We start from the raw sequence: 15,542 nt of genomic DNA, 5'->3' as shown, positions 1-15,542 counted from the left end.
ACCAGGTGGGGCGTCCGGTGAGTCGGCCGCCAGATCCAGGGTAAACAGTCCACACACCAGATGAACACGACCGGGCACCCTGGGTGACGGGCCGCGTCGGCGAATCCGCCTTCGGGTCTTTCCACAACGAGGGGTAAGCGTGGACTATTGGGGCAACCCATAAAGTGTGTCCCGACCGCCGCCCGCGTGAGGGTTCGCTTTGCGCTGCCCCCGCGCCTCCTCCACGTACGAACTGAAGATCCAATCGACTTTCCGGCGGCACCGGGTGTGCCGTCGCTACCGTGAATGCGATGATCGGACGAATCCCAATCCAGGACATCCACCCTGTCGTCGACTGCGGACGCCGGCCCGCCAAGGCCGCGGCCGGCGAGACCTTCGAGATCAGTGCCACGGTGTTCCGCGAGGGGCACGACGCGGTGGCCGCCGGGGTCGTGCTGTTCGCGCCCGACGGCACCGGCGGTCCCCTGCTGCACATGCGCGAGCTCGCGCCGGGGACCGATCGCTGGGGCGTGGAGGTCTCGCTGGCCAGCGAGGGGCACTGGCACTTCCGCGTCGAGGCGTGGGGGGATCCCATCGCCACCTGGCTGCACGACGCCGGGATCAAGATCCCGCGCGGGCTGGACGCCGATCTCATGTGCGAGGAGGGGGCGCGGCTGTTCGAGCGGGCGGCGCGAGCCGTACGGCCGGGCGGGGAGTGCGGGCCTGGCTGCGGGCACCGGGCCGCGCTGCTGGAGGTCGCGGCGCGGCTGCGCGACGAGGCGGTGGATCCGCGGGCCCGATTCGCGTTCGCGAAGCTGCCCGAGGTCGAGGCGATGCTGCGCGCCCATCCCCTGCGGGACCTGCTGACCCGGTCGGCGAAGAACCGGGTGGTGGTGCACCGGCGGCGGGCCCTGTTCGGGTCGTGGTATGAGTTCTTCCCCCGGTCGGAGGGGGCGCACGTCGGCGAGGACGGGCTGATGCGGTCGGGCACGCTCGCCACGGCGGCGCAGCGGCTGCCGGCGATCGCGCAGATGGGCTTCGACGTGGTCTACCTGCCGCCGATCCATCCGATCGGGACGTCCTTCCGCAAGGGGCGCAACAACACGCTCACCCCCGAGCCGGGGGATCCCGGGTCGCCGTGGGCGATCGGCTCGGAGGACGGCGGCCACGATGCGGTTCACCCGGATTTGGGGACCATCGAGGACTTTGATGCCTTTGTCGCTCGGGCGCGGGAGCTGGGCATGGAGGTCGCCCTCGACCTCGCCCTGCAGTGCTCGCCCGACCACCCCTGGGTGAAGGAGCACCCGGAGTGGTTCACGATCCGGGCCGACGGGACCATCGCGTACGCCGAGAACCCTCCGAAGAAGTACCAGGACATCTACCCGCTCAACTTCGACAAGGACCCCGACGGCATCTACGCCGAGGTCAAGCGCGTGGTGCGGCACTGGATGGCGCACGGGGTGCGGATCTTCCGGGTGGACAACCCGCACACCAAGCCGGTGCCGTTCTGGGAGCGGCTGCTCGCCGACGTGCACGCCAGCGATCCGGACGTGCTGTTCCTGTCGGAGGCGTTCACCCGGCCGGCGATGATGCGCGCGCTCGCCAAAGTCGGATTCCACCAGTCGTACACCTACTTCACCTGGCGCAACTCGCGTCAGGAGCTGGAGGAGTACCTCACCGAGCTCTCCCACGAAACCTCACATTTCCTACGGCCGAATCTGTTTGTTAACACACCGGACATTCTTCACGAGTACCTTCAAACCGGCGGAATGCCCGCTTTCCAGATTCGTGCCGTTTTGGCGGCATTGATGTCACCCACGTGGGGGGTATATTCCGGCTTTGAGTTGGGGGAAAACGTACCCGTCCGGCCAGGTAGCGAGGAATATCTCGATAGTGAGAAATATCAGTACAAGCCTCGCGACTGGGCGGCGGCCGAGCACGAGGGGCGCAGCATCGCGCCGCTCATCACCCGGCTCAATTTGCTGCGAAGAGCACACCCGGCACTCCAGGAATTGCGTAATCTACGGTTCCACCACGTCGATCAGCCGGAGCTGATCTGCTTCTCCAAGCGGCTGCCCGGCCCCTATGACCCGGCCACACGACGGCACGGCATGGGCGACGTCGTCCTGGCCGTCGTCAACCTGGATCCACATCACACCCGTGAGGCGACGGTTCATCTGGACATGCCGTCCCTCGGCCTGGACTGGCAGGCGGAGTTCATCGCCGACGACGCGCTCGCCGGCCAGAGCTACCGGTGGCGCCAGTCCAACTACGTACGGCTCGACCCGTACATCTGTCCAGCACATGTATTCACCCTCCGAGCGGCACGGTGAACCCCCGGTGAACACATCCATCCGGAAGTACCGGCCTGCCGGTCAGTAACAGCACAACAGCGGCCTGCCGACGCGCCATCGGCAGGCCGCGCCCCAAGCACAGCGGGGAGGCATCGTGCGCGAGCACAGCGATCGAACACATCAATTCGGCGATTCGCCGATCGGTCAGGTGATCACGGTGGGAACGCGACCGGCGGGGGAGGCGTCGTGAGCATCGCGTCCCAGCCGGTTCCCGACACCTTCACCCACGAGAAGCCGCGCGACCCGCACTGGTACAAGCGGGCCGTCTTCTACGAGGTGCTCATCCGCGGGTTCGCCGACTCCAACGGGGACGGCACCGGAGACATCCGCGGCCTCATCGACCGGCTCGACTACCTGCAGTGGCTCGGAGTCGACTGCCTGTGGCTCCTGCCGCTGTACGAGTCCCCGCTGCGGGACGGCGGGTACGACATCTCGGACTACACCAAGATCCTTCCCGACTTCGGGGACCTCGGGGACTTCATCAGGCTGGTGGAGGAGGCGCACAAGCGCGGCATGCGCGTCATCGCCGACCTCGTCATGAACCACACCAGCGACCAGCACCCCTGGTTCCAGGCGTCCCGGCACGACCCGGAGGGTCCGTACGGCGACTTCTACGTCTGGTCCGACACCGACGAGAAGTACAAGGACGCCCGGATCATCTTCGTCGACACCGAGTCGTCGAACTGGACCTACGACCCGGTGCGCGGCCAGTACTACTGGCATCGCTTCTTCCACCACCAGCCGGACCTCAACTACAACAACCCCGCGGTGCAGGAGGCCATGCTGGAGGTGCTGCGCTTCTGGCTCGACCTCGGCATCGACGGGTTCCGGCTGGACGCCGTGCCGTACCTGTTCGAGAAGGAGGGCACCAACTGCGAGAACCTGCCGGAGACGCACGCGTACCTCAAGCGGGTGCGGACCGAGGTGGAGCGCCTCTACCCCGACCGGGTGCTGCTCGCCGAGGCGAACCAGTGGCCCGCGGACGTGGTGGACTACTTCGGCGACCCGGTCACCGGCGGCGACGAGTGCCACATGGCGTTCCACTTCCCGCTGATGCCGCGCATCTTCATGGCGGTGCGGCGGGAGTCCCGCTACCCGATCTCGGAGATCCTCGCCCAGACCCCGAAGATCCCCGAGAACTGCCAGTGGGGCATCTTCCTGCGCAACCACGACGAGCTCACCCTGGAGATGGTGACCGACGAGGAACGCGACTACATGTACTCCGAGTACGCCAAGGACCCGCGCATGCGGGCGAACGTCGGCATCCGCCGTCGCTTGGCGCCGCTCCTGGAGAACGATCGCAACCAGATCGAGCTGTTCACGGCGTTGCTCCTGTCCCTGCCCGGTTCACCCGTGCTGTACTACGGTGACGAGATCGGCATGGGGGACAACATCTGGCTGGGCGACCGCGACGGCGTCCGTACCCCGATGCAGTGGACGCCGGACCGCAACGCGGGCTTCTCCGACTGCGACCCAGGACGCCTCTACCTGCCGGTCATCATGGACCCGATCTACGGGTACCAGGCCATCAACGTCGAGGCGCAGCAGAAGAACTCCGGTTCGCTGCTGCACTGGACCAGGAGGATGATCGAGATCCGCAAGCGGCATCCGGTGTTCGGGCTGGGCGAGTTCACCGAGCTGAACTCCTCCAACCCGAGCGTGCTCGCGTTCGTGCGCGAGCTCGGGTCCGACCGGGTGCTGTGCGTCAACAACCTGTCCCGCTTCCCCCAGCCGGTGGAGCTGGACCTGCGCAGGTTCGAGGGCGCGACCCCGGTGGAGTGCATGGGCGGCGTCCCATTTCCGCCGATTGGCGAACTCCCGTATCTTTTGACGCTTCCTGGGCATGGGTTCTACTGGTTCACGCTTTCGCCCACGAGCGCCACCGAGGAGTCGTGACAAAAGCACTCGAAGAGCTACTTGCCGGCTGGATCGGCCACCAGCGCTGGTTCGCCGGCAAGGGACGCGCGATCGACGGCGTCGGCATCGAGTCCGACGTCGAACTGAGGTCCGGCGACCCCGGCCTGCGGCACCTGATCGTCCGGGTGGAGCAGGCCGGGGCGCGGGACCGGTACCAGCTGCTGCTCGGCACGCGGCGGGGCGAGCTCCCGCCGCGGCTGCAGTACGCCCGCATCGGCGACGTCTACTACGACGCCGCGCACGATCCCGACGTCACCGGCGCGCTGCTGGAGGCGATGACGCAGGGGGCCGACCTCGGCCCTCTGCGGTTCCGCCACGTCGAGGGCGTGCGGATCGACACCACGCAGCGCAGCCTCGTGCTCGGTGCCGAGCAGTCCAACACCTCGCTGGTGTACGGCGAGGCGTACATCTGCAAGCTGTTCCGGCGGCTCATCCCCGGCGTGAACCCCGAACTGGAGATCGTCACCGCGCTCGCCCGCCGCAACGCGCCGCACATCGCCCGGCCGTACGGATGGTTCGAGACCGACCTGGACGGCGAGGACACCACCCTCGCCTTCATGCAGGAGTACCTCAGCACCGCCAACGACGGCTGGTCGCTCGCCCTGGCCAGCGTGCGCGACCTGTACGGCTACGCCTCCCAGCCGGAGGTCCCCGCCTCCGACGTCGGCGGCGACTTCTCCGCCGAGGCCCACCGCCTCGGCGAGGCCACCGCCCGCGTGCACCGCGAACTCGCCGCCGCCTTCCCCACCGACACCATCGACCCGCCCGAGATCAAGCGCATGGCCGAACGCCTGCGCGCCCGCCTCGACCAGATGATCCTCGACGTACCGGCCCTGCGCGGCCACGACGAGATCGTGCACGCCGCCTACGACCGCCTCGCCGACATCGACCACCCCATCACCGTCCAGCGCGTCCACGGCGACTACCACCTCGGCCAGGTCATGCGCACCCACGCCGAATGGGTCGTCCTCGACTTCGAGGGCGAGCCCGGCCAGCCCCTCGCCGAACGCCGCGCCCTCGACTCCCCCCTACGCGACGTCGCCGGCATGCTCCGCTCCTTCGAATACGCCTCCCGCCACCTCCTCATGGACCACCCCGACGCCGCCACCCTGGAACCCCGCGCCGCCGAATGGTCCGCCCGCAACCGCGCCGCCTTCCTCGCCGGCTACACCGAGGCCGGCGGCCACATCGACGCCGACGACGCCACCCTCCTCCGCGCCCTCGAATACGCCAAGGCCGTCTACGAGGTCGGCTACGAGTCCCGCAACCGCCCCACCTGGATCTCCATCCCGCTGTCCGCCTTCACCGGTTCCGGCCAGTGACTCAGCCCAACGGCTCGAAGGGATTCAGCGTTCGATCAGATGGGCCATCGTTCAGTCGCCCAGTTCCACTGGGCGTGGCAAGTCCTGAGAACGTACGATCTCCAACTCATTCAGATCGGGACCTGCGAGAAGGAACTCGTTGAAGTCGGGAATGTCGCCCTTCAAACGCCGGTACTCCTTGATATCGAGCACTACGGCCACGTCTTCACCGTGCCGAGTAACGATCTGCGGCCCCTCGTCACTCGCCCTACGGATAACCTCGCTGAAGCGCTGCTTGGCCTCTTGAAGCTGCCACCCGGTCACGGCGATCATCTCCATCCAGCCTGCTTAGACAGAATGCCTATCGCGACTGCGGCACGGGCGATGTTCGCGCGAACGTGTGTCAGGTGATGCCTGAAGTGCACGGTTCAGTCTTGATCCGTGCCGATTTCAGCTTGGGCCTGACGACGAAAGGCATCCGGTCTCTATGCTGCTGGGCGGCGTTCCGTCCCCTCACCGTGGAGTCCCGGATGACCGCGTCCGATCGTGTGCAGGAAATGCCCGCCGACGTCCGGACCGCGCGGCGGCTGCTATGGATGCAGGTCACAACCACGGCCGCCGTGATCGCCCTTGTCCTCATGCTGCAATTCCTCACCGAGCGAATGATCGCGGAGGACGACGCGAACTGGTCCTCAGGAGCCTTGTACTTCCGAATCGGCTACGTCCTGCTACTGGGCACCTTGGCGGCGAATCTCGCCACCCGCCTGCGGTGGGTGCGCAACCTGACGGCGATCGCGGAGCTGCTCTACATCGCCGACTGGGCCTCCAGTTTGATCATCGGCTATCCCTACTGGCGCGAAGGGGACGCCGCGGTGTTGCAGCAGGACACCTACGACATCCTGATCACCGGAGTAGGGATCCTTACCTGGGCCGGGATGATCCTCGCGGCCATCGCGGTGTCCCAGTTGTTCGGCGGAAGGGCCCGGTCCTGGTTCGATCGGAGCGGTGGGTGATCGAGGGCGCCGTACGGACGGCCCCGGCGGCACATGACGCTGACGCGGCCCGAGCGGACCACGATCAGTCACCGGCCCGGGCGGTCGCCAGCAGGTCGTCCAAGTCGCGTACGGCGGGCGTCCGCGTGTCCCGCAGCACCGAGGCGACCTCGCGAAGCTCCCGGACGGCGTAGGCGTTGACGGCAACGGCGTCCGCGGCGATGCCCAGCGCCGTCCCGGCAGCCGCCTCCGCGTCGCCCTTCAGCAGGTACGCCTTGGCGAGGCAGGAGCCGAACCAGGCCCGGTCACGCCGGTAGGCCTCCGGCAGCCGGGACAGTCCCGCCTCAAGGAGACGGACGGCCCGGTCACCGGCGCCGAGTTCGATCTCGGCCATGCCGCGCTGCATGGCGAACCAGCCGTCGTCGTAGAAGTACATCCACGCCGGCTCGTCCTCCGGACGCTCGGCGGCCCTGTCAATGAGCGCCTCGGCCTCGTCGAGCAGCGTGCGGGCGCTTCTCGCCTCGCCCATCTGGGCGTGGCCCCGCGCCGCCATCTGCGCGGCCATGCCGCGCACGCCCGGCGTGGTGTGCCCGTCGTGCAGGCGGGCCGCCTCGGCGAGCCGTACGCAGGTGCGCCCGTCTCCGATGCTCCACGCCTGGTGCGCCCGCATGCTCAGCGTGGTCGCGGCCAGCAGCGCGTCGCCCGCCTCCAACGCCCACCCGTGCGCCCGGTCGTACCAGGCCAGTGCGGCCCCGAGGTCTCCGGCGTCCTGACACATCCACGCCACGAATTGCGCGTACTCGGCCGCGAGCCCGACCAGCCGCTCGCCTCGCCCGCCCTCCGCGCCATGCGCCAGCCCCGCGACCGTCGCGAGTTGCGCTCGCACCACCGGCAGCAGAGGGCGGCTGCCGGTGCTGTCCTCCACACGCCGATGCTCGGCCAGGCACCGTTCCAGCCAGTGGATCGTGGCGTCATCGACCCTTCTCGGCTCCACGATGGCCCGCGTGATCCGCGCGTAGAGATCGGCGTCGGGAGCGAGGGACGGCAGCGCCACCGTGGGAACCGGCTCGCTGAGGATCCCGAAGAGCTCATCCTCGGTCATGCCATAAACCCGGCAGTACAACTCCGTATATATCGGGCCAGGACGGTGACGGCCGGACTCGTGATACCGAATTTCCCGCATCATCGATTCCCGCCCCGGCAACCGCGATCGCGTCCGCTCGTCCGCCGTCTCGGCGAGCCGCCGTACCAGATCCTTCTGCGACCAGCACTCCGCCCGCCGCCTCTCCCTCAGACGCCGCGCCCACTGCAGGCGGAACAGCTCCTCGCCGCTTCCCTCCACCAGCCCCTCCTACCTGCGATTTCTCCGGACTTCTCCGCCCGTCTCCTCCAGTCTCATCCTGACCGGCCGATCCAGCATGGGGTTCGCTGTGAGTAACGAGATCGTTACGTTCGCATGCAGAGGATCACACCATATGCCTTCCTCAGACGAAAACACCGACCCTCAGCTCGGCGATCCGCCTTCCAGGCAAATCAGCCTGCGCGGCATCACATCCTCCGTCTCAACAGCCCGGCAACATGTACGGCGCATCCTCGGTACCGGCCATCCCTCAGTCGACGACGCGGCCCTTGTCGCAAGCGAACTCGTCACCAACGCCGTTCTCCACTCACGCTCCGGTCAGGGAGGAACCGTGCGGCTGACCGTCAGCGACACCGGCCGCGTGGTGCGTGTGGAGGTCACGGACGATGGATCGCTCTTCAGCGCTCCGTACCTCCGCGACGAGCCCTGCGCCGAAGGCGGTCGCGGCCTGCACATCGTCAGCGCTCTCTGCAAGCAGTGGGGTGCGTACACCACACCCACTGGGCGGGTGATCTGGTGCGAACTCGCCCGCTGAGACTCCGGCACCTCCTCACCGCGCCGCCGGATGACATCGGCGTGACAGGGCGATGAAAGGGGTGGACCGCACAGTGGGTTCCGCACGAGGTCGATACGCGATCGAATGTGGAGGAACCGATGGATCTGGAGAAGGCGCGGGCGTTTGCGGGGCAGGTCGCGCAGGAGCGGGTCGGGGCGTCGTTGAGCCTGCTCAACTACGTGGGAGACGTGCTCGGGCTCTGGCGGGCGATGGCCGGGGCGGGGGCGGTGACCAGCGCGGAACTGGCCGAGCGCACCGGGCTCGCGGAGCGGTATGTGCACGAGTGGCTGGCCGGGCAGGCGGTGGCGGGGCATGTTGTGCACGAGGACGGGCGGTTCACGCTGCCGGACGAGCACGCAGCGGTGCTGGCGGACGACGAGTCGCCGTTCGCGCAGGCCGGGGGGCTCGAGGTCGGGGCCGCGATGTGGCTGGCGGCGGATCGGATCGCCGAGGCGTTCCGGACGGGCGGCGGAGTCGGGTGGCATGAGCACGACCCGCGGCTGTTCCGGGGGGTGTCGCGGTTCTTCGCGCCGCTGTATCGGCTGTCGCTCGTTCCGCAGTGGCTGCCGGCGCTCGACGGGGTCGTGGACCGGCTCGTCGCGGGCGCGCGGGTGCTCGACATGGGCTGCGGGTACGGGACCTCGACGATCCTGATGGCGCAGGCGTACCCGGCGTCGCGGTTCGAGGGCATCGACTCGCACGCCGCATCGGTCGAGGCCGCGTGGGCGGCGGCGAACGAGGCCGAGGTCCAGGACCGGGTGTGCTTCCACGTGGGCGAGGCCACCGAGGACATGGCCGGGCCGTGGGACCTGATCTGCTTCTTCGACGCTTTGCACGACATGGGCGACCCGGTGGCCGCCGCCGCCCGCGCCCGGCAGGCCCTCACCCCCGACGGCACCGTGCTGGTGGTCGAGCCGTACGCGTCCGACCGGCTAGAGGACCGCATCGGCAACCCGATCGCGATGAGCTACTACACGGCCTCTACGTTCCTGTGCGTCCCGAACTCCCTCTCCCAGGACTCCGGTCTCGCCCTCGGCGCACAGGCCGGCGAGAGCCGCATGATCAAACTCCTCGGCGACGCCGGCTTCTCCCGCGTACGGCTCGCGCTCACCACCGACTACAACCTCATCTTCGAGGCGAGGCCCTGATGGGGACGGCAACTCCGGAGTTCCACAGACCGTGTGATTATTCCGATACGGTGGGTCACATCTCACGATGTGAGGCACACTTGGAGTATGGACGGTCAGCGTGATACGCCCTTCAGCTATGCCGACATCCGGCCGTATGAGCTCGCCGAGTCCCTCGACGAGTTGACCGGGCCGACACACGGTGTCGTGACTCTTCCGCACAAACTGGCATGGAGCGGCCGTCGCAGCTACGACCTGGATGATCCTTACGATCGTGAGGCGCTCTACAAGATTGTGCTGGAAGAGGGGCGGCGGGAGCATTTCCGGAAGCTGCTCAACGGCCAGGTACTTCGGCGCCTCTGGGGGGACTTTCTACCTGCTCGGCAGGTCCGCACCCTGTGGGAAAAGCGCTTTCCTGAGTTGCGCCGCACCGCCTAATGGATCCTCTGCAGGAGCGGTTGACGCGCATCGGTCTTGCCGTGGCGTCGCGACACGGGTTCGTTCTCGGCGGCGGTCACGCGGTGCAACTGCATGGTATGGGCGCCCGCCCATCGGAAGACATCGATCTGTTCACTCCGTCCCGTGGTTCCCCCGAACAGGTGGAGCAGATGGTGGTTGACGCCTACCGCGACGAGGGCTTTCACGTCGAGGTACGGCGGCGCACGGCGGATCTGGTGCAGATGGAGGTCAGTGACGCCGACGGGCACAGCTGCAAGGGGATCTGGGAGTGTTCTGGCAGGCACACTCCCCGGTCATGCTGGAGATCGGCCCGGTCCTGCATCCAGATGACGCCGTGGCCGGGAAAATGGACGCACTGTTCAATAGGTGGGCTCCCAGAGACTTTCTGGACGTTCAAGCGATCTTGAGTAGTGGTCGTTACACCACCGAAGACCTCCTCGCTATCGCCAAAGAGCACAATCCCGGCTTCGACAGAGCCATGTTCGCCGAGGCTCTGTCGTATCTGAGCCGCATCCCCGACCGAGACTTTCTCGTGTACGGCGTCACACCTGACTACATCGCGGCGATGCGCAGTCGACTGGACGATTGGCGACGCGAACTATCTCTGTAAGCCATGCCGGATGTCGTGAGCGCATAGGTCCAGCAGGGCGAGCGCCGGCGCCCGAAGGGGGGCACCACGACACTGAGGACACACGCCAGTCGTGGGAGGGCCTCGCCGGCTACGTCATGGAGGGCTGATCATTCCTCAACCTCGGTTACGGCCCGGTGAAGGTGATCGGACAGTGGTGCGGGATGGTGGGTGAGAGCGGGGTTCTGGGGCAGGGTATGACCAACACGTTTTGGTGATCCCCGGTGTGACGCGAGGAGTGGTGAGCGAGTGATGGATGCGGAACTCGACCGGCTGGCGGGCGGCGCCCACCATGATCCGCATTCGATTCTGGGCGCGCATCCCGGGCCCGACGGGGTGACGATTCGGGCGCTGCGGCCGCTCGCGGAGAAGGTCGAGGTGTTGGTGGGCGACGAGGCTGTGGGGATGGAGCACGTTGCGCACGGCGTGTTCGCGGTGACGCTGGCCGGGATGGACAAGATTCCTGACTATCGGCTGCGGGTCACTTATCCCGGGGGTGAGCCGTATGTGGCCTGCGATCCCTATCGGCACTGGCCGACGCTTGGTGAGGTGGATCTGCATCTGATCGGCGAGGGGCGGCATGAGCGGTTGTGGGAGGCGCTCGGGGCGCGCGTTATGCGGCATGAGGACGTCGAGGGGACGGCGTTTACGGTGTGGGCGCCGAACGCGCGTGGGGTGCGGGTGATCGGCGACTTCAATCACTGGGATGGGCAGGGGTTCCCGATGCGGTCGCTGGGGCGGTCGGGGGTGTGGGAGCTGTTCGTGCCCGGTGTGGGGGCGGGGCAGCGCTACAAGTTCGCGATCCTTGGCGTGGACGGGGTGTGGCGGGAGAAGGCCGACCCGATGGCGCGGCGTACCGAGGTGCCGCCGGCGACGGCGTCGGTGGTCGAGCGGTCGGCGTACGAGTGGGGTGACGGCGAGTGGATGGCGGCGCGGCCGTCGCGGCGGGCGCTGGAAGAGCCGATGAGCGTGTACGAGGTGCATCTGGGGTCGTGGCGGCCGGGGTTGTCGTATCGGGAGCTCGCCGAGGAGCTGGTGGAGTATGTGGTGGACATGGGGTTCACCCATGTGGAGTTTCTGCCGGTGGCCGAGCATCCGTACGGGCCGTCCTGGGGCTATCAGGTGACGTCCTACTACGCGCCGACGGCCCGGTTCGGTACGCCGGATGAGTTCCGGCTTCTGGTGGACCGACTGCATCAGGCGGGCGTCGCCGTGCTGCTTGACTGGGTGCCGGCGCACTTTCCGCGGGACGAGTGGGCGCTGGCGCGCTTCGACGGCACTCCGCTGTATGAGCACCCGGATCCCCGGCGCGGCCACCACCCGGACTGGGGCACCTATGTGTTCGACTTCGGCCGCAACGAGGTGCGCAACTTCCTGGTGGCGAACGCGCTGTACTGGCTCAAGGAGTTCCACATCGACGGCCTGCGGGTGGACGCGGTCGCCTCGATGCTCTACCTGGACTACTCGCGGCGCGAGGGCGAGTGGACGCCGAACGTCTACGGCGGCCGGGAGAACCTCGACGCGGTGGAGTTCCTCAAGGAGATGAACACCGTCTGCTACCGGGAGGAGCCGGGCATCGTCACGATCGCCGAGGAGTCCACCGCGTGGCCGGGCGTGTCGCGGCCGGTCTACCTGGGCGGCCTGGGCTTCGGCTTCAAGTGGAACATGGGCTGGATGCACGACACGCTCGCGTACCTGAAGCACGAGCCGGTGTTCCGGCAGTACCACCACCATCAGATGACGTTCTCCCTGATGTACGCCTACTCGGAGAACTTCGTGCTGCCGCTCTCGCACGACGAGGTCGTGCACGGCAAGGGCTCGCTGCTGGCGAAGATGCCCGGCGACGAGTGGCAGCGCTTCGCCGGGCTGCGGGCGCTGCTGGCGTTCATGTGGGCGCATCCGGGCAAGCAGCTGCTGTTCATGGGCGGCGAGTTCGGGCAGGGCTTGGAGTGGTCCGAGCAGCGCGGGCTCGACTGGTGGATGCTCGACTTCGACTTCCACCAGGGCGTACGCAAGCTCGTACGCGATCTCAACCGGCGCTACACCGAGACCCCGGCGCTCTACACGCAGGATCACACGCCCGACGGCTTCCGCTGGATCGACGCCGACGACGCGCAGGGGAACGTGTTCTCGTTCCTGCGGTACGGCACGGACGGGTCGGTGCTGGCGTGCGTGGCCAACTTCTCCGGCGGGCCGCACGAGGACTACCACCTCGGCCTGCCCGAGCGGGGCCTGTGGGAGGAGGTCGTCAACACCGACGCGTACGAGTACGCGGGCAGCGGCGTGGGCAATTACGGCGGCGTCGAGGCGATGGAGGCGTCCCGGCACGGCCTGCCGTACTCGGCCCGGCTGAGAGTGCCGCCGCTGGGCGCGATCTGGCTTCGTCACCGCGGATTCGACGATTTCGACGATGTGGAGGAGTCCCTGCCACCTGTCTGATTCGTCGCTTATGGTGGGGGCTATGGACGCGACCAAGGTGATCATCGATGCCGTCGACCGGTTCCGGCAGGGACGCACCGGCCCGCTGATCCTGGAGCTCGACCTGACCGAGGGCGTCGTGGACGGGCCGCCGAGCGACCCGCTGGGCGCGCTGATGTCGATGCGCCGTACGCGTCTGTCCGACATCCTGTCGGGCCTCAAACACGCCCGCAGGGACGAGAGGGTGAAGGCCCTGATCGTGAAGATCGGCGGCCATCCGATCGGCCTGGGTCTGGTGCAGGAGCTGCGCGGCGCGGTGCAGGAGTTCCGCCGATCCGGCAAGCGGGCGGTGGCCTACGCCGAGACGTTCGGCGAGTTCGGCGCGGGCACCGTGCCCTACTACCTGGCGACCGCCTTCGACACCATCTATCTGCAGCCCTCCGGCGACGTCGGCTTCACCGGCATCTCCCTGGAGCAGCGGTTCGTCAAGGACGCGCTCGACAAGCTCGGCGTGAAGTACCAGCTCGCCCAGCGGCACGAGTACAAGACCGGGGCGAACATGTTCACCCAGGACCACATGACCGAGGCGCACCGCGAGTCGGCCGCGCGCCTCGCCGAGTCGGTCACCGAGCAGATCGTCGCCGCCGTAGCCGAGGCCCGCGGGCTGGAGCCCAAGCGGGTGCGCGAGCTGATCGACCAGGGTCCGTTCTTCGGCACCGAGGCGGTGCAGGCGAATCTGGTGGACCGGCTCGCCTACCGCGACGAGGTGTACGACGAGATCAAGGCCGCGGTGCGGGCGGAGGCCGGGCACGACCCCCGGCTGCAGTACGTGACCCGCTATCACAAGGCCGTACTGCCCAGGAAGCTGCCGCACCCGGGCGAGCAGGTGATCGCGCTGATCCATGGACACGGCGCGATCCGCCTGGGCCGCAGCGGCCGCAGCCCGCTGAGCGGCGGCGGTGGCGCGATGGGCGCGGACACGATCTCCGCGGCGATCCGCGCGGCGCGGCAGGACGACCGGATCAAGGCGATCGTGTTCCGGGTGGACAGCCCCGGCGGCTCGTACGTGGCCTCGGACACGATCTGGCGCGAGGTGGTGCTCACCCGCGGATCGGGCAAGCCGATCATCGTGTCGATGGGCAACGTCGCCGCGTCCGGCGGCTACTTCGTCGCGATGGGCGCCAACGCGATCGTGGCCCAGCCGGGCACGCTGACCGGCTCGATCGGGGTGTTCGGCGGCAAGCCGGTCGTCGACGAACTGCTGTCGAAGATCGGCGTGGCCACCGAGGCGGTCGCCGAGGGCGCGAACGCGGGGATGTTCTCCATCGCCCGGGAGTTCTCCGAGGAGCAGTGGGCGCGCGTCAACGCCTGGCTGGACCACGTGTACGACGACTTCGTGGGCAAGGTCGCCGAGGGCCGGGGCCTGGACCGGGACCGCGCGCACGAGCTGGCCCGCGGCCGGGTGTGGACCGGCGCGGACGCGCAGGCCCGGGGCCTGGTGGACGAGCTGGGCGGCCTGGAGGACGCGCTGGCGCTGGCCCGCCGCAAGGCCGGGCTCGCCGACGACGCGCCCGTGCGCCCCTACCCCCGGTTGAACCCGCTGGAGCGCCTGCGCCCGGCCGAGTCCAGCGAGGACAAGGCGGCGGCCGTGGCGCGGGTACGCCTGGAGGCGTGGGGCCCGATCGCCGGCCTCGCGAGCGAGCTGGGCCTTCCGCTGTACGGCCCGCTCATCCTGCCGGGCAACTGGACCATCCGCTGATCCCTACTCGTCCCTGGTCGCGGCGATCCCCGCGGCCAGGATGGTGACCAGCCGCCGCATCGTCGGCTCGAACGGCAAGGCGCAGCGCGCCGCCAGCTCGGGGTCCTGCGCGTAGAGCGCGGCCAGCGTCGGCGGCGGGCGTTCGGACTGGTAGACCGACCCGGCGACCAGGATGGTCCCGCCCACCAGTTCGATGCCGTCGCGCTCGGTCATGCCGGGGTTCAGCTCGGCGACGACCCGCCCCAGCTCGGCGACGAGGTCGACGAAGCCCGTCTTGTATTCGCGGGCCGCCTCAAGCGAGACGTTGTGCTCCAGCGACGTCGTGGTGTGCCCGAGCAGGTCGCACAGGAGCGGGCGGGCCATCAGCGTCTCGACGAACGCGTCGACCAACTCCGACCGCCCGCCGCCGGCGCGCAGCCGCGCGGTGACCTCGTCGGCGAAGCCGCGGCACTCCTCGAGGGCGAGCACGAGGTAGATCTCCTCGCGGGTGCCGAAGTAGCGCACCACGTTCGATTTCGCGAGCCCGACGGCGGCGGCGACCCCGCCGAGGGTGACGTTGCGCACGCCGTCCCGCAGGGCGAGCTCACGTGCGGCGGCGAGGATGTCCGCACGCCGCTGCTGCTTCTGTTCCGGCCGTCTGGCCCGCACGAACGTCCGAGATGTCATTGCCCTGTAAGCATACGAGGCGAATA

The 15,542-nt window shown here is 68.3% G+C and carries 14 protein-coding genes; 11 read left to right on the top strand and 3 right to left on the bottom strand.

Features of this window, described 5'->3' with window-relative positions; genetic code table 11:
• Nucleotides 1-290: 290 nt before the first annotated feature.
• The 3 genes from AB0K60_RS27550 to AB0K60_RS27540 all read left to right on the top strand — a co-directional run bounded on the left by AB0K60_RS27550 (nt 291) and on the right by AB0K60_RS27540 (nt 5,572).
• A complete protein-coding gene (locus AB0K60_RS27550) occupies nt 291-2,312 on the top strand; it encodes an alpha-1,4-glucan--maltose-1-phosphate maltosyltransferase (protein WP_364061094.1) in 2,022 nt (673 codons plus the stop codon).
• Nucleotides 2,313-2,519: 207 nt separating this feature from the next.
• Complete coding sequence (gene treS / locus AB0K60_RS27545) at nt 2,520-4,229, top strand: maltose alpha-D-glucosyltransferase (protein ID WP_364061091.1); 1,710 nt, start codon at nt 2,520-2,522, stop codon at nt 4,227-4,229.
• Complete coding sequence (locus AB0K60_RS27540; RefSeq protein WP_364061088.1) at nt 4,226-5,572, top strand: aminoglycoside phosphotransferase; 1,347 nt, start codon at nt 4,226-4,228, stop codon at nt 5,570-5,572. Before treS ends, AB0K60_RS27540 begins: the two co-directional genes overlap by 4 nt.
• Before the next feature lie 51 nt (nt 5,573-5,623).
• Here the strand turns inward: AB0K60_RS27540 and AB0K60_RS27535 are convergent, their stop codons facing one another.
• Nucleotides 5,624-5,890, bottom strand: a complete 267-nt coding sequence (locus AB0K60_RS27535; protein WP_364061085.1) for a type II toxin-antitoxin system Phd/YefM family antitoxin — start codon at nt 5,888-5,890, stop codon at nt 5,624-5,626.
• 71 nt (nt 5,891-5,961) lie between these two features.
• On the opposite strand from AB0K60_RS27535, the gene AB0K60_RS27530 reads away from it, so the two are divergent.
• Entirely contained in the window at nt 5,962-6,564 is a 603-nt protein-coding gene (locus AB0K60_RS27530) for a hypothetical protein (protein WP_364061082.1), read from the top strand.
• 64 nt (nt 6,565-6,628) lie between these two features.
• Here the strand turns inward: AB0K60_RS27530 and AB0K60_RS27525 are convergent, their stop codons facing one another.
• Nucleotides 6,629-7,885, bottom strand: coding sequence for an XRE family transcriptional regulator (locus AB0K60_RS27525; protein WP_364061079.1), 1,257 nt, complete (start codon nt 7,883-7,885; stop codon nt 6,629-6,631).
• A 133-nt stretch (nt 7,886-8,018) separates the two neighbouring features.
• Here AB0K60_RS27525 and AB0K60_RS27520 point away from each other — a divergent pair, with 133 nt between their 5' ends.
• The 7 genes from AB0K60_RS27520 to sppA all read left to right on the top strand — a co-directional run bounded on the left by AB0K60_RS27520 (nt 8,019) and on the right by sppA (nt 14,850).
• Nucleotides 8,019-8,438, top strand: a complete 420-nt coding sequence (locus AB0K60_RS27520) for an ATP-binding protein (protein WP_364061076.1) — start codon at nt 8,019-8,021, stop codon at nt 8,436-8,438.
• 119 nt (nt 8,439-8,557) lie between these two features.
• A complete protein-coding gene (locus AB0K60_RS27515; protein WP_364061073.1) occupies nt 8,558-9,607 on the top strand; it encodes a methyltransferase domain-containing protein in 1,050 nt (349 codons plus the stop codon).
• A gap of 87 nt (nt 9,608-9,694) precedes the next feature.
• Nucleotides 9,695-10,024: a hypothetical protein gene (locus tag AB0K60_RS27510; protein ID WP_364061070.1), complete on the top strand. Its 330-nt coding sequence runs from the start codon at nt 9,695-9,697 to the stop codon at nt 10,022-10,024.
• Nucleotides 10,024-10,452, top strand: coding sequence for a nucleotidyl transferase AbiEii/AbiGii toxin family protein (locus AB0K60_RS27505; RefSeq protein WP_364061067.1), 429 nt, complete (start codon nt 10,024-10,026; stop codon nt 10,450-10,452). Before AB0K60_RS27510 ends, AB0K60_RS27505 begins: the two co-directional genes overlap by 1 nt.
• The gene (locus AB0K60_RS27500; protein ID WP_364061415.1) at nt 10,341-10,655 is read left to right on the top strand and encodes a hypothetical protein; all 315 of its coding nucleotides are present in this window, start codon (nt 10,341-10,343) and stop codon (nt 10,653-10,655) included. The genes AB0K60_RS27505 and AB0K60_RS27500 overlap by 112 nt, the downstream gene beginning before the upstream one ends.
• A gap of 270 nt (nt 10,656-10,925) precedes the next feature.
• A complete protein-coding gene (glgB, locus tag AB0K60_RS27495; RefSeq protein WP_364061401.1) occupies nt 10,926-13,112 on the top strand; it encodes a 1,4-alpha-glucan branching protein GlgB in 2,187 nt (728 codons plus the stop codon).
• 22 nt (nt 13,113-13,134) lie between these two features.
• Complete coding sequence (gene sppA / locus AB0K60_RS27490) at nt 13,135-14,850, top strand: signal peptide peptidase SppA (protein ID WP_364061064.1); 1,716 nt, start codon at nt 13,135-13,137, stop codon at nt 14,848-14,850.
• A gap of 3 nt (nt 14,851-14,853) precedes the next feature.
• On the opposite strand, the gene AB0K60_RS27485 is transcribed toward sppA, so the two are convergent.
• On the bottom strand, nt 14,854-15,516 hold the full coding sequence (locus tag AB0K60_RS27485) for a TetR family transcriptional regulator (protein WP_364061061.1): 663 nt from the start codon (nt 15,514-15,516) through the stop codon (nt 14,854-14,856).
• Nucleotides 15,517-15,542: the final 26 nt, after the last annotated feature.

It is taken from the genome of Thermopolyspora sp. NPDC052614 (assembly GCF_040678635.1).
Classification (GTDB): Bacteria; Actinomycetota; Actinomycetes; order Streptosporangiales; family Streptosporangiaceae; genus Thermopolyspora.
The sequence above is the reverse complement of the archived record's forward strand: the minus strand, read 5'-3'. Positions and strand labels throughout refer to the sequence as shown.

Bases quoted from the DNA above. Each gene is read 5' to 3' on its own strand.
- AB0K60_RS27550 (WP_364061094.1), top strand. From the start codon at position 291: ATGATCGGACGAATCCCAATCCAGGACATCCACCCTGTCGTCGACTGC.
- AB0K60_RS27535 (WP_364061085.1), bottom strand. From the start codon at position 5,890: ATGGAGATGATCGCCGTGACCGGGTGGCAGCTTCAAGAGGCCAAGCAG.
- AB0K60_RS27530 (WP_364061082.1), top strand. From the start codon at position 5,962: ATGCCTGAAGTGCACGGTTCAGTCTTGATCCGTGCCGATTTCAGCTTG.
- AB0K60_RS27520 (WP_364061076.1), top strand. From the start codon at position 8,019: ATGCCTTCCTCAGACGAAAACACCGACCCTCAGCTCGGCGATCCGCCT.
- AB0K60_RS27515 (WP_364061073.1), top strand. From the start codon at position 8,558: ATGGATCTGGAGAAGGCGCGGGCGTTTGCGGGGCAGGTCGCGCAGGAG.
- AB0K60_RS27510 (WP_364061070.1), top strand. From the start codon at position 9,695: ATGGACGGTCAGCGTGATACGCCCTTCAGCTATGCCGACATCCGGCCG.
- AB0K60_RS27505 (WP_364061067.1), top strand. From the start codon at position 10,024: ATGGATCCTCTGCAGGAGCGGTTGACGCGCATCGGTCTTGCCGTGGCG.
- AB0K60_RS27500 (WP_364061415.1), top strand. From the start codon at position 10,341: ATGCTGGAGATCGGCCCGGTCCTGCATCCAGATGACGCCGTGGCCGGG.
- glgB (WP_364061401.1), top strand. From the start codon at position 10,926: ATGGATGCGGAACTCGACCGGCTGGCGGGCGGCGCCCACCATGATCCG.
- sppA (WP_364061064.1), top strand. From the start codon at position 13,135: ATGGACGCGACCAAGGTGATCATCGATGCCGTCGACCGGTTCCGGCAG.
- AB0K60_RS27485 (WP_364061061.1), bottom strand. From the start codon at position 15,516: ATGACATCTCGGACGTTCGTGCGGGCCAGACGGCCGGAACAGAAGCAG.